General features: G+C 28.1%; 24 protein-coding genes. 3 read left to right on the plus strand and 21 right to left on the minus strand.

Features of this window, described 5'->3' with window-relative positions; all coding sequences use genetic code 11:
* Positions 1 to 66 precede the first annotated feature (66 nt).
* From ACQRD5_RS00085 to ACQRD5_RS00105, 5 genes are all read right to left on the minus strand, one after another.
* Positions 67 to 546, minus strand: coding sequence for an HAD domain-containing protein (locus ACQRD5_RS00085; protein WP_427746382.1), 480 nt, complete (start codon positions 544 to 546; stop codon positions 67 to 69).
* A gap of 45 nt (positions 547 to 591) precedes the next feature.
* Positions 592 to 1,836, minus strand: coding sequence for a hypothetical protein (locus ACQRD5_RS00090; RefSeq protein ID WP_427746383.1), 1,245 nt, complete (start codon positions 1,834 to 1,836; stop codon positions 592 to 594).
* 42 nt (positions 1,837 to 1,878) lie between these two features.
* Positions 1,879 to 3,327, minus strand: a complete 1,449-nt coding sequence (locus ACQRD5_RS00095; RefSeq protein ID WP_320628122.1) for a HAMP domain-containing sensor histidine kinase — start codon at positions 3,325 to 3,327, stop codon at positions 1,879 to 1,881.
* On the minus strand, positions 3,314 to 4,009 hold the full coding sequence (locus tag ACQRD5_RS00100; RefSeq protein ID WP_291628580.1) for a response regulator transcription factor: 696 nt from the start codon (positions 4,007 to 4,009) through the stop codon (positions 3,314 to 3,316). Before ACQRD5_RS00100 ends, ACQRD5_RS00095 begins: the two co-directional genes overlap by 14 nt.
* Before the next feature lie 344 nt (positions 4,010 to 4,353).
* On the minus strand, positions 4,354 to 4,848 hold the full coding sequence (locus ACQRD5_RS00105) for a deoxycytidylate deaminase (RefSeq protein WP_291628582.1): 495 nt from the start codon (positions 4,846 to 4,848) through the stop codon (positions 4,354 to 4,356).
* Positions 4,849 to 5,046: 198 nt separating this feature from the next.
* On the opposite strand from ACQRD5_RS00105, the gene ACQRD5_RS00110 reads away from it, so the two are divergent.
* Entirely contained in the window at positions 5,047 to 5,811 is a 765-nt protein-coding gene (locus ACQRD5_RS00110; RefSeq protein WP_291628584.1) for a biotin--[acetyl-CoA-carboxylase] ligase, read from the plus strand.
* A 107-nt stretch (positions 5,812 to 5,918) separates the two neighbouring features.
* On the opposite strand, the gene ACQRD5_RS00115 is transcribed toward ACQRD5_RS00110, so the two are convergent.
* The 12 genes from ACQRD5_RS00115 to ACQRD5_RS00170 all read right to left on the minus strand — a co-directional run bounded on the left by ACQRD5_RS00115 (position 5,919) and on the right by ACQRD5_RS00170 (position 15,613).
* Positions 5,919 to 6,680: an acetyl-CoA carboxylase carboxyltransferase subunit alpha gene (locus ACQRD5_RS00115; protein WP_374044455.1), complete on the minus strand. Its 762-nt coding sequence runs from the start codon at positions 6,678 to 6,680 to the stop codon at positions 5,919 to 5,921.
* A 32-nt stretch (positions 6,681 to 6,712) separates the two neighbouring features.
* Entirely contained in the window at positions 6,713 to 7,570 is an 858-nt protein-coding gene (gene accD, locus ACQRD5_RS00120; RefSeq protein WP_320628121.1) for an acetyl-CoA carboxylase, carboxyltransferase subunit beta, read from the minus strand.
* Positions 7,571 to 7,583: 13 nt separating this feature from the next.
* Positions 7,584 to 8,927 (minus strand): acetyl-CoA carboxylase biotin carboxylase subunit, encoded by a 1,344-nt coding sequence (locus tag ACQRD5_RS00125; protein ID WP_291628590.1) that lies wholly within the window; start codon positions 8,925 to 8,927, stop codon positions 7,584 to 7,586.
* A 14-nt stretch (positions 8,928 to 8,941) separates the two neighbouring features.
* Complete coding sequence (gene fabZ, locus ACQRD5_RS00130; RefSeq protein WP_291628591.1) at positions 8,942 to 9,367, minus strand: 3-hydroxyacyl-ACP dehydratase FabZ; 426 nt, start codon at positions 9,365 to 9,367, stop codon at positions 8,942 to 8,944.
* Entirely contained in the window at positions 9,368 to 9,859 is a 492-nt protein-coding gene (gene accB / locus ACQRD5_RS00135) for an acetyl-CoA carboxylase biotin carboxyl carrier protein (RefSeq protein WP_291628596.1), read from the minus strand. It abuts the gene before it with no gap.
* A gap of 1 nt (position 9,860) precedes the next feature.
* Positions 9,861 to 11,102, minus strand: coding sequence for a beta-ketoacyl-ACP synthase II (fabF, locus tag ACQRD5_RS00140; RefSeq protein ID WP_291628601.1), 1,242 nt, complete (start codon positions 11,100 to 11,102; stop codon positions 9,861 to 9,863).
* A 13-nt stretch (positions 11,103 to 11,115) separates the two neighbouring features.
* The gene (gene fabG / locus ACQRD5_RS00145; RefSeq protein WP_291628603.1) at positions 11,116 to 11,859 is read right to left on the minus strand and encodes a 3-oxoacyl-[acyl-carrier-protein] reductase; all 744 of its coding nucleotides are present in this window, start codon (positions 11,857 to 11,859) and stop codon (positions 11,116 to 11,118) included.
* The gene (fabD, locus tag ACQRD5_RS00150) at positions 11,849 to 12,805 is read right to left on the minus strand and encodes an ACP S-malonyltransferase (RefSeq protein ID WP_427746384.1); all 957 of its coding nucleotides are present in this window, start codon (positions 12,803 to 12,805) and stop codon (positions 11,849 to 11,851) included. The genes fabG and fabD overlap by 11 nt, the downstream gene beginning before the upstream one ends.
* A 14-nt stretch (positions 12,806 to 12,819) precedes the next feature.
* The gene (gene fabK / locus ACQRD5_RS00155) at positions 12,820 to 13,746 is read right to left on the minus strand and encodes an enoyl-[acyl-carrier-protein] reductase FabK (protein WP_291628607.1); all 927 of its coding nucleotides are present in this window, start codon (positions 13,744 to 13,746) and stop codon (positions 12,820 to 12,822) included.
* Positions 13,747 to 13,782: 36 nt separating this feature from the next.
* Positions 13,783 to 14,004, minus strand: coding sequence for an acyl carrier protein (acpP, locus tag ACQRD5_RS00160; RefSeq protein ID WP_294363204.1), 222 nt, complete (start codon positions 14,002 to 14,004; stop codon positions 13,783 to 13,785).
* A gap of 12 nt (positions 14,005 to 14,016) precedes the next feature.
* Complete coding sequence (locus tag ACQRD5_RS00165; protein ID WP_320627900.1) at positions 14,017 to 14,994, minus strand: beta-ketoacyl-ACP synthase III; 978 nt, start codon at positions 14,992 to 14,994, stop codon at positions 14,017 to 14,019.
* A gap of 67 nt (positions 14,995 to 15,061) precedes the next feature.
* Positions 15,062 to 15,613, minus strand: a complete 552-nt coding sequence (locus ACQRD5_RS00170; RefSeq protein ID WP_320627901.1) for a biotin transporter BioY — start codon at positions 15,611 to 15,613, stop codon at positions 15,062 to 15,064.
* A 182-nt stretch (positions 15,614 to 15,795) separates the two neighbouring features.
* On the opposite strand from ACQRD5_RS00170, the gene ACQRD5_RS00175 reads away from it, so the two are divergent.
* Positions 15,796 to 16,854, plus strand: coding sequence for an NAD(P)H-dependent flavin oxidoreductase (locus ACQRD5_RS00175; protein WP_291628621.1), 1,059 nt, complete (start codon positions 15,796 to 15,798; stop codon positions 16,852 to 16,854).
* A gap of 92 nt (positions 16,855 to 16,946) precedes the next feature.
* Positions 16,947 to 17,570 (plus strand): VanW family protein, encoded by a 624-nt coding sequence (locus ACQRD5_RS00180; protein ID WP_427746385.1) that lies wholly within the window; start codon positions 16,947 to 16,949, stop codon positions 17,568 to 17,570.
* Positions 17,571 to 17,646: 76 nt separating this feature from the next.
* On the opposite strand, the gene ACQRD5_RS00185 is transcribed toward ACQRD5_RS00180, so the two are convergent.
* The 4 genes from ACQRD5_RS00185 to ACQRD5_RS00200 form a co-directional block, all read right to left on the minus strand.
* Positions 17,647 to 19,383 (minus strand): oleate hydratase, encoded by a 1,737-nt coding sequence (locus ACQRD5_RS00185; RefSeq protein WP_427746386.1) that lies wholly within the window; start codon positions 19,381 to 19,383, stop codon positions 17,647 to 17,649.
* 198 nt (positions 19,384 to 19,581) lie between these two features.
* The gene (locus tag ACQRD5_RS00190; RefSeq protein ID WP_291628624.1) at positions 19,582 to 20,448 is read right to left on the minus strand and encodes an NAD(P)/FAD-dependent oxidoreductase; all 867 of its coding nucleotides are present in this window, start codon (positions 20,446 to 20,448) and stop codon (positions 19,582 to 19,584) included.
* A 13-nt stretch (positions 20,449 to 20,461) separates the two neighbouring features.
* Positions 20,462 to 20,776: a thioredoxin gene (gene trxA / locus ACQRD5_RS00195; RefSeq protein WP_291628625.1), complete on the minus strand. Its 315-nt coding sequence runs from the start codon at positions 20,774 to 20,776 to the stop codon at positions 20,462 to 20,464.
* A 111-nt stretch (positions 20,777 to 20,887) separates the two neighbouring features.
* Positions 20,888 to 22,600 carry an ABC transporter ATP-binding protein gene (locus ACQRD5_RS00200; protein ID WP_291628626.1) on the minus strand — a complete coding sequence of 571 codons (1,713 nt, stop codon included), beginning with the start codon at positions 22,598 to 22,600 and terminating at the stop codon, positions 20,888 to 20,890.
* Between the last annotated feature and the right edge of the window lie 26 nt (positions 22,601 to 22,626).

Consider the following 22,626-nt stretch of genomic DNA (forward strand, 5'->3'; position numbering starts at 1 on the left):
CCCTCTAAATAATTTTTTTAACTTAATTATCTAATTTATAACTTTAACATATAAAGAACTGCTTTTTCATTCATTTATCATATTAATAATAATTTGTCCATCCTCTTCAGTAATACCTATTTCTCCATTTACTCTAACTAAATGATTATTAATTTCTTTATTCTTTAAATCTAAATCATCTATAACAACATACTTCTCTATACTTTTATTATCATTTAACCATGCAGTAATTTCTTTAGCTTTTACATGACTAAAGGTTTTTCTACTTCGTATTTCTTCAGTACTAAAATCAAGTGTTTTTCCAAATAAGTTTATATTAAACTCACATAAAACTTCATATAGTTCTTTAGAATATCCATCCTGTGGAAGCATATTGTCATCAAACCATAATCTCCATCCAGATGACATAACAATAACTGCTCCAGTTTTATCAACTATACTTTTTAAAATGCTAACACGCTCTCTATCAACTACTTGACCTTTATTATTATTTAAAAACTTTTCCGAATTTAAAACACCATCTATATCAAGAAATATAACCTTCATACATTATACCTCCAAAGTATTTTTCATATTTAGTATTTAGTTTAATTAATTTACTTCATATATTTCGTAATAAACGTCATCTACTTCCAACCCACTATCTACATTTTTGTAATTTGTATAAGATACATGAAACTTATTACCACTATCACTCCATCCTGTTACCTGTAACCATTTATCATTACCTATTTTAGGTAATATTGAATTAGTTAATTCTTGAATATTAGATATTTTCAAATTCTCATCTATTCGTGCTAAGCTTATATTATTATTTTCAGTAAAAATATGATCCATATTTGAAATTATAATAAATTTTTTGTCTTTACTAATTTTAAAATAAGAGTAATCATATTTTAATTGTAATTGTTTTTCTAACTTCTTTGTTTCTATATTGTAATTCCAAATACCGTAATCCTCTTCAACATATCCCGAAAAAAGTATATTATTCTTACTATATACTACATCTCCTGTAACTCTAACCTTTATTTCACTATCCTCATCAAAAAACGTTATTAATTTATTATTTTCAATATATCCTAAAATGCTTACTTCTTTTTTTTCTCTATCAGTTAAAGAAACATAAATCTTGTTGTCTTCTGCCATTAAAATATTTTGCTGTTTATATTTAAAATTATCTAATAGTTTACTATCTACCTCATAATACTTACTATTTACTGTATCTACTATTAACATTTTTTCATAATTATCTTTATAATAAATTTCTAAATTATCATCAAAAGTTGACTTAAATGTATTTCTATCTACATTAGTATCTTTTATTATTTTTTCATATTCTGCAAATTCTTTCAAATTGTAATTTTCATCTAATGTATAAACTTTATCATCTTTTAATATTTTAAACTTTCCACCTGTCAATGCGTCCTCTGTAATTAATTGTCCATCAATCTCCTTATTTTCCCAAGTAACTACATTTCTATTATTTTGTATTTCATCTGTAATTGTTCCTATTGATAAACTACTAATATATTGCTTTTTAAATTGAACTGTAGAAATATCATTTATCTCTGTTTCTTCATTAAAATTTATATGAACTAATTTTCCATCCGATCTTAATATAGAAACATTTTTACTTCCTACAAGATTTTCAGTTGTTGCTATTTTAGTAATATTAATTTTATTATTTTTATTATTTTTATTAGCTGTGTCCTTTGCCTCTTCATCAATTACCACACTATCAATAACCTTTTCTTCACTTGAAATTTTACTTGTACAACCTATCATTATACTTGATGTAATAATCATTAAACCTATTAATAATTTTTTGTTTTTCATATTATCCCCCTTTCATACTTTAATTTTAATCAAGTATTATTTTTAAACTTGTTCTAACTTATTTCCAAGTTGTAAATTTTTAGGGATTTCTATAATAAATTTTGATTTATCATCCTCTAACATAAGATTAATCTTTCCTTTATGACCTAAAACAATATTTCTGCAAATATATAACCCTAATCCATTTGAGTTTTTAGATGAAAATCCTTTTTCTTCTACTTTTACAAAGGGTTCAAATATTTTATCTTTAAGCACATAAGGAATTTTCTTTCCTTTGCTTAAAATTGAAAAATGTAAATTGTTATTGTCTTCTTTTATTTCAATTATTATATTAGTCTTTTCATATGAATATTTAATTCCATTATCTATTAAATTACTAAATAATATTATTAAGTATTGTTTATTACCTCTAATATTTACTTCTTCAATATTTGTAATTATATTTAATTCCTTTTCTTTTATTTGTAGTGACTTTAAGCTTAGTAAATCCTCTATAATATTTTTTATGTTAACTTCTTGAAATGAATATTCTTCTAAATCACTGCTTTGCTTTGAAATATTAAGTAATGACATAACTAATTCATGCATTCTATTACTTTCAGATATTATTCTGTTTAAAGCCTTTTTCTTAAATGCTTCATCATTAAAATCATCTTGTATTAAGATTTGTGCATAACCTGAAATATTAGTTAATGGTGTTTTTAATTCATGAGTTATATTTCTAAAAATATTTTTTTCTTGATTATCCTTAAGCTTTAATTTTTCATTCATATCATTAAAGCTATTTATAAGTACACCTATTTCATCCTTAGAAGTACTTTTTATTTTTTCAGGATAATCTCCTTTACTAATTTCTAAAAGCTTGTCTTTCAATTTAATTATAGGTTTAATAATTGATGACGATAAAAAATATACACATATAAAAATTATAATAAATAACATAGAAACCATTATATTTATAATAGATTTTATATTTAGATTTCTTAAATAATCATTACTATAATCTTTAACTAAAACTAATACTCCTATTTTATTTTTCTCATTATAAATTGGAATACTTAACTTCCCAAGTACATTTCTATTTTTATTTATAATATCTACTACTGTTTTATTATTTTTAGTATTTTCAAAAGATGGTGGTAAATCTTTTATAATATTTAAATCTATACTTTCTCCATTATTTATTCCATTAGATATAACTTCACCTTTTATATTATAAAAAATCCCTTGACTATTAACTCTTTCAACAATAAAGCTCATAACTCTACTATTAAAATCCTCAGTAGTCATTTTACTTTTATCAATACTATTTAAAACTGTATAGTCTTCTAAGTTCTTACTTGATATTTTATAAATATCCTCCATGTCCTTTACTACAAATTCTTTAAAGCTCTTATCAAAGAATTTATTTAAAAGTATATTAAAAGTTATAAGTGATAATATAAAGACACTTCCTAAAACTAATCCATATTTTTTTCTAATCGTTAGCATTTTTCACCTTCAGCATATACCCAACCCCAAATATTGTTTCTATTTGAAATTCTCCACCTAACTTTTGTCTTAACCTTGTAATATGGACATCTATAGTTCTAGAGTCTCCCAAATAATCATATCCCCAAACTAAATCTAATAATTGATTTCTAGAAAAAACCTTATTAGGATTCTTTGATAAAAATAAAAGTAAGTCAAACTCCTTGGGTTTTAATTGAACTTCTTTTCCTAAAACACTTACACTTCTGCAATTTTCATTTACTTCTATATTATCTATAATAATTTCTTTTCTTTCTTTTAAATCCGATATTTTCTTAAATTCCTCTCTTCTTCTAAGTGAAACTCTAATTCTTGTAACTACTTCTCTTATATCAAATGGCTTTGTTATATAATCATCTGCTCCTAGCTCTAACCCCAATATTTTATCCATAATATCCACTCTAGCTGTAAGCATAATTATAGGTATTTTATAACTTGAAATCTTCCTACATACACTAAACCCATCAGTATCATTTAGCATTATATCTAATAATATTAAATCTGGATTAAATGCTTTTATTTCATCTTCAGCTTCTAATCCATTAGGATTTACTTTCACCTTATACCCTTCCTTAATTAAAGCAAACCTAAGTATTTCACTTATATCTTTATCATCCTCGATAATTAAAATATTCTCTCTCATTTTATTCTCCTAAAATTCTCTTTATATAAAGAATATACTATAAATATTAATATTCTTTTCTAAATTGTTTCCAGTTTGTAAATAATTCTATTAAATCATAAATTTATAAACTATAACCCCTAATAATAAAATCCAAACTAATACTACAGGTAATCCATATATATTACTTATTTATATATATTATACAATTTATTCCATTAGCTATAAACAAAATAAGACTATAAATATTATATTGGGTACACCTAGTAAAAACTCCAAGTCATCCTAATACAATATTTATAGCCTTCTATACTTAATGTAATAATTTAATTAGTCATCATGAAAAGTTAACTTTCATTGTGTACTTATATATTATTTATATCAAAAGATATTTCTATTCTCTTATTTTTAGGCTCTAATTTAGTCATCTTAACTCCAGCAGCACTAAACATTCTCTTTGATGCTTTAACTATATCTGTATCAGAATACTTATCTGATAGATAGACCACTTCCTTAATTCCTGATTGAATTATTGCTTTTGCACATTCATTACATGGAAATAAAGCAACATATATCTTTGTTCCTACTAAGTTACTTCCTCTACTATTTAATATTGCATTTAATTCAGCATGTACTACATAAGGATATTTTGTTTCTAGCATATCTCCTTCTCTACTCCAAGGAAATTCATCATCAGAACATCCTCTTGGTAATCCATTATAGCCTTGGCTTAATATCTTATTATCACTATCTACTATACAAGCTCCAACTTGAGTACTTGGATCTTTACTTCTCATTCCTGCTAAAATAGCAACTCCCATAAAATATTCATCCCAAGATATATAATCACTTCTTTTCACTTTAAATGCCCCCTTATCGCAATGAGAATACTATAATTAAACTAGTTACTTACTTTATTATATCTTATATATTATTTAATTTAAATACCTGTGTAACCTAGACAATATTAATTACTAAGGTTAAAATATCTATAATATAACTTTATTTTACTAAACTTTATATTTAAGGAAATAAATATACAATGGCGGTATGTACTTATGATTGATAAATTAAAAAATAATTATAAAAATATATTATTTATTTTTTTAGATACAGTAAATTCTACAAATACTTACTGTAAAGAAATAGCCGAAAAAGGCTTTAATAAAGAAACTTTGGTAATTAGTGATACACAAAGCAATGGAAAAGGTACAAAAGGTAGAAACTGGAGTTCTCCTAAAGGAAAAGGTCTTTGGTTTTCTATGTTATTAAAACCTTCTATAAAATTAGAAGATATAAACTTTTTAACAATTTTATCCTCTACAGCTTTACATAATACCTTTCAAGATTTTGGAGTAAATACTAAAATAAAATGGCCAAATGATATTTATTTAAATTCAAAAAAGCTATGTGGTGTACTTACAGAATCGAAAATTTCTAATAACAAACTTGAATATATAGTTATAGGAATAGGTATTAACGTAAATTTAGAATTAAATGACTTTAATGATGAACTAAAAAACAAAGCTACATCATTATTAACAGAAACCGGAAAATACTTTGAAAGAGAAGAAATTTTAAATAAATTCTTAGAAAACTTCTATGAACAATACAATGAATTACTAAATGAAAATAAAGATAAAATTCTAAAAATCTATAGAAATAATTCACTAATACTTAATAAAGAAGTTAACTTAGAATACAAGAATTCTATAAGAAAAGTTATCCCAATAGATATTTTAGAAGATGGATCTCTCTTAATTAAAAACTCAAATAATGAAATAGAAAAAATAATTTCCGGAGAAATATCTATCAGATTATAAACTCCGAACTCTGAGGAGTTTCTTCCTTTAGTATTATCGTGAAAGATATTATATTGTGGTGACTTGGAGCCTGCGACGGAACAAGCAATATAATATCTTTCGCGAATTTATTTAAATTTTCTAAACCTTTGATATCTTTCTTCTAATAATATATCTTTTGGTTTATTAAGTAAAATTTTAAATTCTTTAAGTAGTTCATCCTTTATAGAACTTGCAACTAAATCTAAATTTCTATGAGCTCCTCCCTTTGGTTCTTTTATTATTTTTTCAATTATTCCTCTTTCTAATAATTCATAGGAGGTTATTCCCATAATTTCTGCAACTTCCTTTGATTTTGATGGATCCTTTAATAATATAGAAGCAAATCCTTCAGGTGATAATATAGAATAAACGGAGTTTTCCAGCATCCATACCCTATCTCCACAAGCTAAGGCAATAGCTCCTCCGCTTCCACCTTCTCCAATTATTATAGAAATTATAGGAACAGTAATTTTAGATATTTCCATTAAATTTCTTGCAATTGCTTCTCCTTGCCCTCTTTCTTCTGCTTCTATGCCACAATATGCTCCAGAAGTATTTATAAAACATACAATTGGTCTATTAAACTTTTCTGCTTGCTTCATTAATCTTAATGCTTTTCTATATCCTTCTGGATGAGGAGAGCCAAAATTCCTCTCCATATTTTCCTTTAAATCCTTTCCTTTTTGAATACCTATTATAGTTGTAGGTCTACCATTTAAAAGTCCTATTCCACCAACTATAGATTTATCATCTCTAAATATTCTATCTCCATGTAATTCAAAAAAGTTAGTAAATATCTTATTTATATAATCTAGTGTAGTTGGTCTTTCTATCATTCTTGCAATCATTAATCTATCATAAGCCTTAATATCTTTCACCACTACACCTCCTTAACTATATGAAAATTTAGAAGAGCTGAAAGAGCCATTTTTAAATTATCTCTTTTTATAATATTATCTATAAATCCATGTTCTAATAAAAATTCTGCACTTTGAAAATCTTCTGGCAATTTTTCTTTTATAGTTCCCTCAATTACTCTTCTTCCTGCAAAGCCTACTAAAGCTTTGGGCTCTGCCAATATTATATCTCCAAGCATTGCAAAACTTGCTGTTACTCCTCCAGTTGTTGGATCTGTTAAAACTGTTATATAAAGTAATCCTGCATCACTATGTCTTGATAATGCACTACTAATTTTAGCCATTTGCATAAGAGAAAATATACCTTCCTGCATCCTTGCTCCACCTGAAGCTGTAAATATAATTATAGGCAGCTTTCTTTTTGTGGCTTCTTCTACTGCAATAGTAATTTTTTCTCCTACTACAGTTCCCATGCTTCCCATTAAAAAATTTGAATCCATAAAAGCTATAATGGCTTTATTTCCACCAATTTCACATTCTCCTGTTACAACCGCCTCATTAGTTTTACTTTTTTCTTTATTTGCTTTTAATTTTTCTTCATAGTTTTGAAAGTCCATTGGATTCTTTGACTTCATATACTTATTAAATTCCTTAAAGGTTCCTTTATCACAAATTTGATTAATTCTTTCATAACTACCAAGCCTAAAATGATAATTACAATTTAAACAAACACTATAATTTTCCTCTAAAGATTTTTTATATAGAATCTTTCCACAATTACTACACTTTATCCAAGTTCCATCTGGAACTACTGGTATATCCTTTTCTTCTAAATTAGTTATGTTTATAACTCCATATTGTCTTTTTTTAAAAATCCCCATACTTTTTCACCAACTATAAATTGTATTCTTTGCTTATAAAACTAGTATCATAGTCTCCTAAGCGAAATTTATTATTATTTAAAATATCTATCTGAAATTCAATATTATTGTCAATTCCTTCAATTACAAACTCCTCTAATGCTCTCAACATCTTATTAATAGCCTCTTCTCTATTATTTCCATAAGCTATTAATTTTGCTATCATAGAGTCATAAGTTGGAGGTATAGTATATCCTGTAAATACTGCAGTATCCACTCTTATTCCATTACCACCAGGTAAATTTAAAAATTCTATCCTTCCTGGAGAAGGTATAAATCCCTTACTAGGATTTTCCGCATTTATTCTGCATTCAATAGCATGCCCTTTAATTTTAATATCTTCTTGAGAAAAACTTAATCTTTCTCCATTAGCTATTTTTATTTGTTCCTTAACTATATCTATAGATGTTATCATCTCTGTTATAGGATGTTCCACTTGTATTCTAGTATTCATTTCCATAAAATAAAAATCTCCATGCTTATCTACTAAAAATTCTATAGTACCAGCATTTACGTAATTTACTGCTTTTGCTGCATTAATAGCAGCCTTTCCCATTTCACTTCTAAGATTTTCACTTAAAATCATTGATGGAGCTTCTTCTAACACTTTTTGATTTCTTCTTTGAACAGTGCAATCTCTTTCCCCTAAGTGAACTATATTACCATATTCATCTCCCAAAATTTGAAATTCAATATGTCTTGGATTTTCAATAAACTTTTCAATATAAATTGTATCATCTCCAAAATTTACTTTAGCTTCAGTTTTTGCAGTTAAATAAGCATTTTCTAAATCATTTTTACAATGTACTATTCTTATTCCTTTACCGCCTCCCCCTAAAGCTGCTTTTATCATTACTGGATATCCTATTTCTTCTGCTTCTAAATATGCATGTTCTAAACTTTTTACTATTCCATTGCTTCCTGGTATTATTGGAACACCTGCATTTTTCATAATTTCTCTGGCCCTAGACTTATCTCCCATTATTCCAATAGTCTTACTAGTAGGTCCAATAAATTTAATATTACATTCTTCACATATTGCAGCAAACTCCGAATTTTCAGATAAGAATCCAAAACCTGGATGTATTGCATTGCATTTAGTAATTACTGCTGCACTTATAATATTACTTTCATTTAAATATGAGTCCTTAGATTTAGGTTTTCCAACACAGATAGCTTCATCTGCTAACTGCGTATGCATAGCATCTTTATCAGCCTCTGAGTAAATGGCTACTGTCTTTATACCAAGCTCTTTACAAGCTCTTATTACTCTTACTGCTATTTCTCCTCTATTAGCTATTAATACCTTTCTAATCATAAAACACCTCTTTATTAACCAACCATAAAGGTTAGCTCTGCCTCACATACCTTTTTTCCATCTACATAAGCAATTCCCTTACCTATTCCTGCTACTCCCCTAATTTTAGTTAGTTCAACTTCTAATCTCAAAGTATCACCAGGCACTACTTTTTTTCTAAATTTAGCATTGTTTATTCCACCAAAATAAGCTATTTTCCCTTTAAATTCATCTCTTTTTAGTAAAGCCACTGCTCCAGTTTGAGCCAAAGCTTCTATAATTAATACACCTGGCATAACTGGTTCTGTTGGAAAATGCCCTTGAAAGAAATATTCATTCATAGTTACATTTTTTATGGCAACTATTTTATTATTTTCTAATTCTTCTACTTTATCTATTAATAAAAATGGATATCTATGTGGTATTATTTCCATTATCTCTTTTATATCCAAAGCTTTCACCTACTTTATCTTAAATAATTCCATTCCAAATTCAACTATATCTTCATCATTTCTTAATACTTCAACTATTTCACCATCAAATTCGGATGTTATTTCATTCATTATCTTCATAGCTTCTACTATACAAAGAACATCACCTTTTTTTACAGTATCTCCTTTTTTAACATAAGCCTTTCCTCCAGGTGTTCCAGAGGAATAGTAAGTTCCCACTAATGGAGATTTAACTATATTATAAGAAGTTTCACTAGAATCAATATTAATTTCATTACTACTTGATTCTTCTATATTATTATCTAAATACTTATTAATTTTAGGTAAGCTACCTTGTCTTTGTGATTTATTTACTTTATTATTATCTTCTTTATTACCATTAAAGCTTTCTTCGTTTTTACTTAATTTTAATTTAAAATCTTGGTCTTCTAATTCAAAAACCCTAAGAGAAGAGCAATCTATTGATTTTATTAAATCTTTAATTTGTTCATAAGTTAACATCTTATTTCCCTCTCCACTTTTTTAATATTATTGTTCCATTATGTCCACCAAAGCCTAGTGAATTTGACATAGCATATTCTATTTCTTCATTTTTCCCATTATTAACAACTAAATTCAAATCACACTCTTCATCTGGATTTAGATAATTTATATTTGCTGGTATAAATCCTTCTTCTAATGCCTTAATTGAAATTATAGCTTCAACTGCACCTGCTGCTCCTAGTAAATGCCCTGTCATAGCTTTAGTAGAACTTACATATACATTTTTTACTGCTTCTGAAAAAGCTTTTTTTATTGCTAAAGTTTCAACCTTATCATTTAATTCTGTAGAAGTTCCATGAGCATTTATATATCCAATTTTATCTGGAGATATGTTAGCATCTATTAAAGCATCTCTCATAGCTCTATAACCACCATCTCCATCTGATCTAGGGGATGTAATGTGATGAGCATCACAGGTAGTTCCATATCCAACTACTTCAGCATATATTTTAGCACCTCTACTTAAGGCGCTATCTAAATCTTCTAATAATAATGCTCCTGCACCTTCTCCCATTACAAAACCATTTCTATCTTTATCAAAGGGAATAGAAGCCCTATTTATATCTTCACTTTTACTAAGAGCAGTCATAGATTGGAACCCAGCAATACCAAACTTACATATTGATGCTTCTGTACCACCAACTATAGCTCTATCTAAGTATCCATCCTTTATGCTTCTATAGGCTTCTCCTATACAATGTGTGGATGATGCACATGCTGTAGTAATACTTAAACAAGTTCCTAGAACTCCTAATTCTATAGCAATTGCTCCAGCTGCCATATTGGAAATTATAGTTGGAATAGCTAATGGAGACACTCTACTAGGGCCCCTATTAATTAAGGCTGTCATTTGATTTTCTATAGTTATAAGTCCTCCTATTCCAGAACCAAATATAACTCCAAATCTTTCTTTATCAACAGACTCTAAATCAATATTACTATTTTTTATACACTCCTTTGCAGATATTAAAGCAAATTGTATAAATCTATCTAATCTTTTTGCATCTTTTTTTCCTAAATATTCTTCTGCATTAAAATTCTTTACTTCAGCTGCTACCTTAACTTTAAAATCTGTTGTATCAAAAGACTTAATTTTTTCTATTCCATTTTTCCCTTCCTTTACAGAATTCCAAAAGCTATCAATAGAATTACCAATTGGTGTTATAGCTCCTAACCCTGTAACCACAACTCTTCTTTTCATAATATTCTCTCCTTTAATGCATAACCATTCCACCATCTACATTTATCACTTGCCCTGTAATATAATTAGATAAATCAGATGATAAGAATAAAGCTAAATTAGCTATTTCTCTAGGTTCTCCTATTTTTTTCATAGGAATAGTTTTTAAAATCTCTTCCTTAACTTTTTCAGATAAACCATTAGTCATATCTGTATTAATATATCCTGGAGCTATTACATTTACATTAATATTTCTTGATGCAAGCTCTCTTGCTACTGATTTAGAAAAACCTATTACTCCAGCTTTAGAAGCTGAATAATTGCATTGACCAGCATTTCCAGCTACTCCAACTACAGATGAAATATTAATTATCTTTCCAAACCTTTGTTTAATCATTATTGATGATACAGCCTTTGTCATATTGAAGGTGCCTTTTAAATTTACATCAATAACATCATTAAAGTCCTTTTCACTCATTCTTAATAATAGTCCATCCTTCGTTATTCCAGCATTATTAACCAATATATCAACACTGCCAAAGTTATTCTTAACTTCTTTAATAAAATTATTAACTTCCTCATCATTTCTAACATCGCATTTTATAGCTAAAACATTAACTCCTAAAGACCTTAATTCTTCTACTAAATTTTCTACTTCTTCATTATATTTTCTATAATTAATTGCAATATTAGCTCCATTCTTTGCTAATGTTTTTGCTATTTCTTTTCCAATTCCTCTTGTTCCACCTGTTACTATTGCATTTTTATTAACAATCATTTAATACCTCAATCCCTTCTAATGTCTTTTTTAGAGATTTCATATCTTCAACATTAAATATATTAAGTTTTAAACCTTTTTCTCTACCTATTTCTTTTATAAATCCACTTAAAACTCTTCCTGGCCCAAGCTCTATAAAAGTATCTACTCCCATATCTATCATCTTATTTACACTTTCAGCCCATCTCACTGAAGATTTAATTTGTTTACAAAATATCTCTTTTATTTCTTCCTTATTTTCTATAATATCAGCAGTAACATTTGAAATTATATTAATTTCTGGTTTGTTAAATTCTATTTTATTTAATTCTTCTCTAAGCTTAACTGAAGCACTTTCTAATAAAGAAGTATGAAATGGTCCTGACACCTTAAGTTCCATTACTCTTCTAGCACCCATCTCTAAGCATAATTCCTTTGCTTTTTCAACTGCTACCCTTTCTCCACCAATGACTATTTGATTATTAGTATTATAATTAGATATTTCTACTACTCCAAATTCACTAGCTTTATCTATAGCCAAATTTATTTTATCTAAAGATAAGCCAATAACAGCTATCATTGATCCTTTTCCTATTGGAACTGCATTCTGCATAAATTTACCTCTTTTTCTTATTAGCGGGATAGCATCTTCAAAAGTTAAAGATTTTGCTGCAATTAAAGCAGAATACTCTCCAAGACTTAATCCAGCTACTACATCCGGCTTTACACCTTTTTCTTCTAAAGCTCTCATAGCCATAATTGATGTCACTAATATTGCAGGTTGAGTGTTTTCTGTAATATCTAATTCTTCTTTTTTACCATTAAAAATTAATTCTTTAATATCAAAATCTAATAAGTACTTTGCTTTATCAAGAGTATTTCTACAAACTAAAACATTATCGTATAATTCCTTACCCATGCCTATATATTGAGAGCCTTGGCCTGAGAAAATAAATGCTATTTTCATATTTTCATCTCTCCTTAAAAATTCCCCTTAATTTTTTCATATTCAAAGAAGATTTCTTCAATAATATCTCTAGCACTTTGTTTTTTTCTTACAAGTCCTGAAATTTGTCCAGCCATAATGGATCCATTTTCCATGTCTCCATCTTTTACAGCTTTTTTTAATGCTCCTCTTCCTAATTCTTCAATTTCTTCCAAGGATACATTTTTCTTTTCAAGATTAATATATTCTCTTGCTAATTTATTTTTAATAACTTGAACTGGGTGTCCTGTTGGTCTACCTGTTACAACTGTATCTATATCTTTAGCATTTATTACTGCTTCCTTGTAATTATCATGAATTGTACATTCATTAGCTACTAAAAATCTAGTTCCTAATTGAACTCCTTTTGCCCCAAGTATAAAAGCTGCAGCAACACCTCTTCCATCTCCAATTCCACCTGCGGCTATAACAGGAATATTTACAGAATCTACTACTTGTGGCAATAAAACCATAGTAGTTAGCTTTCCAATGTGACCACCAGCTTCGCATCCTTCTGCTATAATTGCATCAGCACCTGCTCTTTCCATTCTTTTTGCTAATGCTACTGACGCAACAACTGGAATTACCCTTATACCTGCCTTCTTCCACTTTTCAATATATTTCCCAGGATTTCCGGCACCTGTAGTAACAACCTTAACTCCTTCTTCTATTACAATATCTGATAGTTCATCAGCATTTTCAGATAGTAGCATTATATTAACTCCAAAGGGTTTATCAGTTAATTCCTTAGCTTTTATAATTTCCTCTCTTACAAAACTTGCAGGAGCATTTCCACCTGCAATTATTCCAAGACCACCAGCATTTGAAACTGCTGCCGCTAGAGAACTATCTGAAACCCATGCCATTCCTCCTTGAAAAATAGGATACTTAATATTTAACAAACTGCATATATTGTTATCCATGAGTCTTCCTCCATATAAATTTATATAAATATATCCTTATGCAATACTTTCAATATACTTAACTGCATCTCCAACAGTTTTAATCTTTTCTACGTTTTCTACCTTTACGTTAAAAGCATCTTCGATTTCCATAACTACTTGAAATAAATCTAATGAATCAGCTCCTAAATCTTCAATAAAGTTAGTTTCTAATTTTACCTCATCTTCATTAACTCCTAATTGATCAATAACTATTCCCTTAATTTTTTCAAATACCATTTTATTTTCCTCCTAAAATTTAATTAATGCTCCAGCCCAGGTTAATCCTCCCCCAAAAGCTGCTAATAATATTTTATCGCCTTTATTTATAAGCTTTTTTTCTAATAATTCACTTAAAACTATTGGTATACTTGCTGCAGAAGTATTTCCATATCTATCTACATTTACATAAAATTTTTCTTTATCTATTTTTAATCTTCTAGCAGCCTCATCTATTATTCTTAAATTTGCTTGATGTGGAACAATATATTTAATATTGTTTATATCCTCATTTGCCTTATCTAGTAATTCTTTAACTATTTCTGGCAAAATCGTAACTGCAAATTTAAAAACTTCTCCACCCTTCATTTCTATATATTTTTTTTCATCAGAATTATCAAAAGAAAAAGGAGTTTTTATTTTCATTTCTGCTGCTACTAAGGACTTTTCACCTAAGTTCCCATCAGCTCCAAAACAAGTACTTATAATTGAGTCTTCCTCTTCACATAATTCTATTACTGCAGCTCCTGCTCCATCACCAAATAATACACAGGTATTTCTATCGGACCAATCAATTATCTTAGATAAAACTTCAGAGCCAATAACTAAAGCCTTCTTTTTATCTGTTGTCTTAATTAAGCTTGATGCAACTATTAAAGAATATACAAAACCTGAGCAAGCTGCTGATATATCGAATGCTGCTGCATTCTTACATCCTAAAAGCCCTTGAATACTACAAGCTGTTGATGGCATTAGCTTATCTGGAGACGTAGTTGCAACAATTATTAAATCTATATCCTCTTCACTACATTTACTATTTCTTAAAGCATTAAGTGCTGCCTTATATGCTAAATCAACAGTACCTTCTCCAGTTGATATTCTTCTTTCTCTTATGCCAGTTCTTTTTACTATCCATTCATCTGTGGTTTCAACTATAGATTCTAAGTCTCTATTTGTAACTATATTACCTGGGCAATAATTACCAATCCCAAGTATTCTAACTCCTTTCATTATTCACCTCTTTCTGAAATACAAAAATTTCTTTTGGTACTTTTTACTTTCAAAACAAATTATTATACTATACAGATAAATTTAATTTTATTGTATTAACTACTCTACTCCCTACTAAAGCTGTTATTATTGATTTCAATAAGTCCCCTTGAAGAGTTAATAAAAATCCATTGTAAATTGCTAAACTTATAGTCATATTACTTCCTAAATAAAATTTATTAATTAGATAAAAATATGTTACTCCTATAAGATAAATAAATATAATGCCTAAAAAGTTTGCTAAAAGTAAATTTCTAAAGTTTTTCTTCTTTTTTTCAACCCTTTTTCCAATTACATATGCTGCTAATACTAATCCAATTAAATATCCAAAGGTTGGTTGAAATATATACTGTGGACCTCCACCTTTAGTAAATACAGGAATTCCTATAAGTCCTATAAAAATGTATAATAACTGTGATAATGCACCTTTCTTTCCTCCAAGAATAATTCCACTCATACTACAAAAGAAAAATTGCATTGTAAAAGGAACATAGGGTATAGGTATACTAATAAAGGCTCCAATAGCTGTTAAAGCTGCAAAAATTGATATTAATACCTTATCCCCTATTGTAAGATTCATTATGTCACCTCCTTCAAATATTTTGATTATCAAAATATTAAAATCATAATAATATTATTTCTTTATTTTGTCAATATTTAAATTATTTTTTATATTTATTGTATTTTTGAAATTTATAGACTATACTGTTAAATATACTTTGATAATCAAAATATTTTTAACAGTATGAAAGGAGTAAATTTATGAATATAAATCCATTAAAAATAGGAGATTTAGTTGCTAAAATCCCAATAATTCAAGGTGGTATGGGTGTTGGTGTATCTTTATCAAATCTTGCTGGAAATGTAGCAAAACATGGAGCAATAGGTGTAATATCAGCTGCTCATCCAGGATATCTAGAAGAAGATTTTGAAACCAATACTCTATCAGCTAATATAAGAGGATTAACTAAACATATAAAAAAAGCAAAAGAAATAAGTTCTAATGGAATAATTGGTGTTAATGTTATGGTTGCAATGAATAATTATATTGAACATGTTAAGACCGCTATAGAAGCAGGGGCAGATCTGATAATTTCAGGTGCTGGATTGCCTTTAAATCTACCAGATATAACAAAAGGTAGTTCTATAAAAATAGCTCCAATTGTTTCATCTTCAAAAGCTGCAAGAATAATACTTACTTATTGGAAAAAACACTTTAACAAAACAGCTGATGCAGTAATAGTTGAAGGTCCATTAGCTGGAGGACATCTTGGTTTTAAAAAAGACAAGATAGATGAGGAAACAAATAGTTTTGATAAAAATGTTCAAAGTGTAATAGAAGAAGTCAAAAATTTTGAAAATGAATTTAATAAAACTATCCCTGTTGTTGTAGCAGGTGGAGTATTTACTCACCAAGATATGATAAAATATTTAAACATTGGTGCTAGTGGAGTTCAAGTTGCAACTCCATTTGTAGCAACTTATGAGTGTGATGCTCACATAAACTTTAAAAATGCCTTTGTAAATTGTAAAAAAGAAGATATTGAACTTACTATAAGTCCTGTAGGTATGCCTGGTAGAGCTATTAAAAACAAATTAACAGAAACATTAAAAACTCAAAAGGTTAAAATAACTAAATGTTATAACTGCTTAATTCCTTGTAACCCTACTAGTACTCCTTATTGCATTAGTTCTGCACTAATAAAAGCTGTTAAAGGTGATGTAGAAAATGGATTAGTTTTTTGTGGTGCAAATGCATACAGAATAAATAAACTATCTTCTGTTAAAGAAATACTTAATAAGCTTATGAAAGCAACTTAATAAAAGTTATAGTAAAAAAGTTAATTCTGATAAAATAAAATTTTTAGTTTTTACACACAAAACACCTTTATAGAAAATTAAAAGATGTAGACATGTATTTACAGGAAAATAAAGTTGAAAATTTAAAATTAGCTCTAAAGAAACTTAATGGCTTAGAAATTAAGCCTGGAGAATATTTTTCTTATTGGAAAGTTATAGGCAAGCCAAGCTATAGAAAAGGATATAAAGATGGGCTTATTTTATGCCCTGATGGTAGCTTTAAACCTGGAGTTGGAGGTGGACTTTGTCAATTATCTAATTTAATCTATTGGATTACCCTTCATACTCCATTAACTGTAACAGAAAGATATAGACATAGTCATGATGTTTTTCCAGATGTAAAAAGAACACAACCCTTTGGTTCAGGTGCCACTTGTTTCTATAATTATTTGGACTTAGAAATTAGAAATACTACTAATACTAAATATCAGCTTATACTCTTTCTTACTGATAAATACTTAGTTGGTGAATGGAGAGCTTCTGCTCCTTGTAATTACAGATATGAAATTTACGAAAAAGAACATTCTATGACTCCTGGGTTCTTTGGACATTATATAAGAAATAATGTTATTTACAGAAAAGTGTACAACCTAGATAATGAATTAATAAATGACGAATACATTTGTGAAAACCATGCTTTTATGATGTATCAACCATATTTAGAGAATGTAAAATAAAAAGTGTAAAATGTAAAATTAAGGTGAAAACTTCTTCGGAGTTTTTGAATTAAAAAACTGCCTTTCGGCAGTTTTTTTATTTGTATGATTTCTTTAATGCTTTTAAGCTTACTTTTGGATCTTTCTTATATTGTGTAACTGGTATTACTTCTTTATGTTTAACACCTAACAAGGTATATACTGCTATTCTTGCAGCACGAACTGAAAATTCTTCTGTAAATACCATATCTTCAGGAATTTCAACAAATTGACTAGTCATAGCAAAGTTTGTTGAACCTTCTGGAACAACATTAGGTCTGTCAGTCATCTTTCTTGGTTGGAATTGTGAATCTATATATGGCATCATACATGGAATTACATTAACTACAGTTTCCATAATCTCTTCAATCTTATCTTCAAAATGAAGATGATATAATAACTCCGTTAATATTTCTTCACCAGTACATTTTCTCATTGGTTTCTTAACATAGTCACCAAGCTTATCTGTATATAGTCCATATCCCCAGAAAATAGTTGTATCCATTGGTTGATTTTTAAAATGAGGTTGTGCAGCAACTACAATACTCATTAACCAACTTGAATCCCTAAAAGTCATTAATGCACCACTTCCAGGTATATTCCCTGAAAATTGTTCTATAAGCTTTAACAATTTATTTCCTTTACAAGTTACAGTAAAGCTTTCCCAATTGGTATTGTCAGGATTACTAAAGAAAGGCGTAGGATTTCCTAACCCCATTTTCTTTTTTGCTACCTTTTCCCAAAGCTCTGCTGACATTGGTTTTTCAGGCTTATATTCTGGTGCTGTATTAAAATCTCCTAATGTTGCATTATCTGTCATACATCCATTAGTCATAATACATATATCATCATCTTTTAATTCTATTATTTTTTCATTTTCTCCATCATTTATATGAATTGCAGTTGCAGTTATCTCTTCTCCTGGTTTAAAATCTATATCTGTTACTATTGCATTTATGCTAAAATCTACATTATTTTTAGCTAAATATTCTTTTATAGGTAAAATAACTGATTCATATTGATTATATGGTGTACGAGTAACACCTTCTAAAGTTTCTATACGAGAGAATTCAAATATCATACGTTCCATATATCTTTTAAATTCAAATAAACTAGACCACTTTTGGAAAGCAAAGGTAGTTTGCCACATATACCAGAAATTTGTAGTAAAGAAATGTGGTGTATGTCTAAACCAATCTTCTATAGTTAAATCATCTAACTTTTCTTCTGGCATCATCATTAATTTACCTAAAGCTAAACGATCAGCATTATTAAATCCCATAGTTGTTACATCTATTTTATTTCCATACTTATCAACTAAACGTGCTTGTGCATGAGTTGGATGAAGATGATCAAAATTTAGTATTTCTTCAGTAACACTCATACCTGGCATATCAATTGATGGTATAGTACTAAATAATTCCCAGAAATTTTCATATGTTTCTTCATTCAACATTCTGCCACCACGAACAATAAATCCATTTGTAGCATCTCCAGCTCCATCATTACTTCCACCTAAAATATTAAGGCCTTCAATAATATGAATATTTTCTCCTTTAAAATTACAATCTCTTATTAAGTATGCTGCTCCTGCTAATGATGCTAATCCACCACCTACAAAATATGCTTGCCTTCCATCATTTTCATCAAAATTTTTACTAAATTTTATAAATGATTCTTTCTTTTCTTTATTATCTTTAAGCTTCTTTGCTGTTGCTGCTACAGCTGCTGCTCCTGCTATTGCTCCAACAACTAATAATGGATTAACTTTACTATTTCTTCGTTTATTGCTCATAAAAGCCTTACCTCAACTTTCATTATATATTTCTTTTTATATAAAATTATTATAGTTTATCTAATTGAAAAAGTATTTAGGCTATTGTTAATTTTTATATAAAATATTTTTAATTTATTCTTACTAAGTAACATTTTAAAATTTCTTAGCCAATATTTAATTTTAAAAAAAGGGCTGTTTCAACAGCTCCTTCTTATATTACTTCTTAGATAGTTCATCTAAGTATTTTACCGCACTAAGAGAAGCTATATTTCCTTCTCCTGCTGCTTTAATGTACTGATATGGTTTTCCTACACAATCTCCTGCTGCAAAACAACCAGGTATATTAGTTTTCATTAACCTATCTACATTAATATGTCCATCCTCTATAGCTAATCCTGGAACTAACTGCCCTGGAGAAATTGAATCTTTTAAAATAAATACAGCATTTGTTTCTATTTCGCTATTCTTTAAAATTAATTTCTTAACTTTTAGATCTCCAACAACTTCTTCTGGTTTATCTTCTATTAATGTTACATTCTCATTTAAATTATATTTTCCTTTATACATAGGAACATAATATACTTTTTCAGCAATTTCAGAAACATAATTGGTTTCATTTTCAGCTTCTTTGTTATGCCCTATTATAGTTACTATTTTATTTTTGTACAAAGGTGCATCGCAAGTTGCACAATATCCTACACCTTTTCCTAAAAATTCTTCTTCTCCTTTAATAGGTCTTGTATACTCTATTCCAGTAGCTATAATAATAGATTTTGCTTCAAAGGTTTTATCATTTGCCATTAAAGCGAAATAATCCCCCATAGCATATATACTATTTATTCTTTCCTCGCATATTTCAATGTTCATTGAATTTAAATGTTCTTGAAATTTTTCTTTTAATAATTCTCCTGTAACATCAGGAAAACCTAAATAATTATTTATTTTAGGGGCCTTAACTATCTTACTAGTTAAGTTTTTGTTGCCAAATATAATAAAATCCTTATTTCTTATTCTTGCGTTTAATGCAGCTGATATTCCTGCAGGTCCACTACCTATTATAGCAATATCATATCTTTTATCCAAAATTCTACCTCTATTATAGATGCTTAACTACAGCAGCCTTTAAAGAATCCTTTGGCATAAATCCTACTAAAGTATCAACTGGAGTACCATTTTTAAATATCATTAAAGTTGGAATACTAGAAATTTGATATTTATTTGCTAAATTTTCATTTTCATCAACGTCAATTTTTACAAATCTTGCATTGCTAACTTCCTTAGAAACTTCTTCAATAACTGGCGCAATCATCTTACATGGACCACACCAAGTAGCCCAGAAATCAACTAACACTACTCCTTCATAATTTAATACTACTTCATTAAAATCTACTTCTGATACATGTTGAACCATATAAATCTACCTCCTGATATACCCCTGCAGGGTATTTATTAATTAATTTTACTATATATTTATTTAATTAGTCAATATTCTCTATAGGTATTCTATCCATTATCCATAATTTTATTTCTTTAAATTTAAAAATTGTGATTCATATAATTCTTTATATAATCCACCATTTTCAAGAAGTTCTTCATGACTTCCTTTTTCTTCTATTCCCTTATCCGTTAGAACTAATATTTCATCCGCATTTTTTATTGTAGATAATCTATGTGCAACAACTATTGTAGTTCTTCCTTTAGATAATTCTTCTAAAGATTTCTGAATCATATATTCTGTAGTATTATCTAATGCAGAGGTTGCTTCATCTAAAATTAAAATAGGTGGGTTCTTTAAGAAAACTCTAGCAATAGAAATTCTTTGCTTTTGTCCACCAGAAAGTTTAACTCCCCTTTCACCTATGTAAGTATCATATCCATCTGGCAAGTTTATTATAAATTCATGTATATTAGCTCTTTTTGCAGCTATTATGACTTCTTCATCTGTAGCATCATGCTTACCATATAAAATATTTTCTTTAATAGTTCCAGTAAATAAGAAAACATCTTGTTGAACTATTCCTATATTTCCTCTTAAGGATTCTAAAGTAATTTTATATATACTTTTATTATCTATTGTAATATCTCCACTACTTACATCATAAAATCTAGGAATTAAATTACAAAATGTAGTTTTTCCTCCTCCAGAAGGACCAACTAATGCTAGCATCTTACCTGCTTCAATTTTTAAATTAATACCTTCTAATATATTTTTTTCATCGTAACTAAAGTGTACATCTTTAAATTCGATATCACCTTTAACATTCTTTAATTCTATATTACCGTCTTCCTCTATATCTTCATCTATTATAGATATAAATCTCTTAAATCCAGTCATACCATTTTGATATTGTTCCATAAAACTTACAAGTTTCTTAATTGGTTGAGTAAATAACTTTATATATAATAAGTAAGCAAAAAAGTCCCCTAAATTAATATAATTAAAGTAGGTAAATATTCCTCCTGCTATTAGTGATATATAATCCAATATATCTATACCAAATCCTACTCCTGCAGAATATTCAGCCATTACCTTATAAGCTCTTGACCTTGCATTCTTAAACTTCTTATTTCCTTTTTTGAACTTTTTTATTTCATATTCATGAGAAACAAATGCTTTTGTAATCCTAATTCCTGAAAGTGAATTTTCAAGATTTGAATTAACTGCGGAAGTTTCCACTCTAGTTTCCATAAAGGCATTAAGCATTTTATTCTTTTGTCTCCATGTAAATAAAACTATAAATGGAATAAATGCAAATATAATTAAAGTTAATGGAATATTTATTGTGCATAATACAACAAATGATCCTAAAAGCATAACAACAGAAATAAATAAATCTTCTGGTCCATGATGAGCTAGCTCTGATACTTCCATAAGATCATTTATCATTCTACTCATTAAATCTCCAGTTTTATTATTATCAAAATATGTATTAGGTAGTTTTTGTAAATGTAAAAACATATCCTTTCGCATATCTCCTTGCATATGAACCCCCATAACATGTCCATAATATTGCATGAAATATCCACAAGCTGCTTTAATTAAATAAATTATTATTAACATAATTGCAAAAACAATAAGCATTCTAATGTTCTTATTAGGAATACTATCATTTACTAATGTTCTAGTCATCATAGGATAAACTAAATCACAAGCTGCTGCTATAAAAGCTACTAACATATCTAAGAAAAATAATTTCTTATATGGTTTATAGTAACTAATAAATCTTTTTACCATATATAACCTCCTATATTACTACAAAT

The sequence above is a fragment of the Clostridium sp. SGI.024 genome (genome assembly GCF_050315195.1).
Classification (GTDB): domain Bacteria; phylum Bacillota; class Clostridia; order Clostridiales; family Clostridiaceae; genus Clostridium.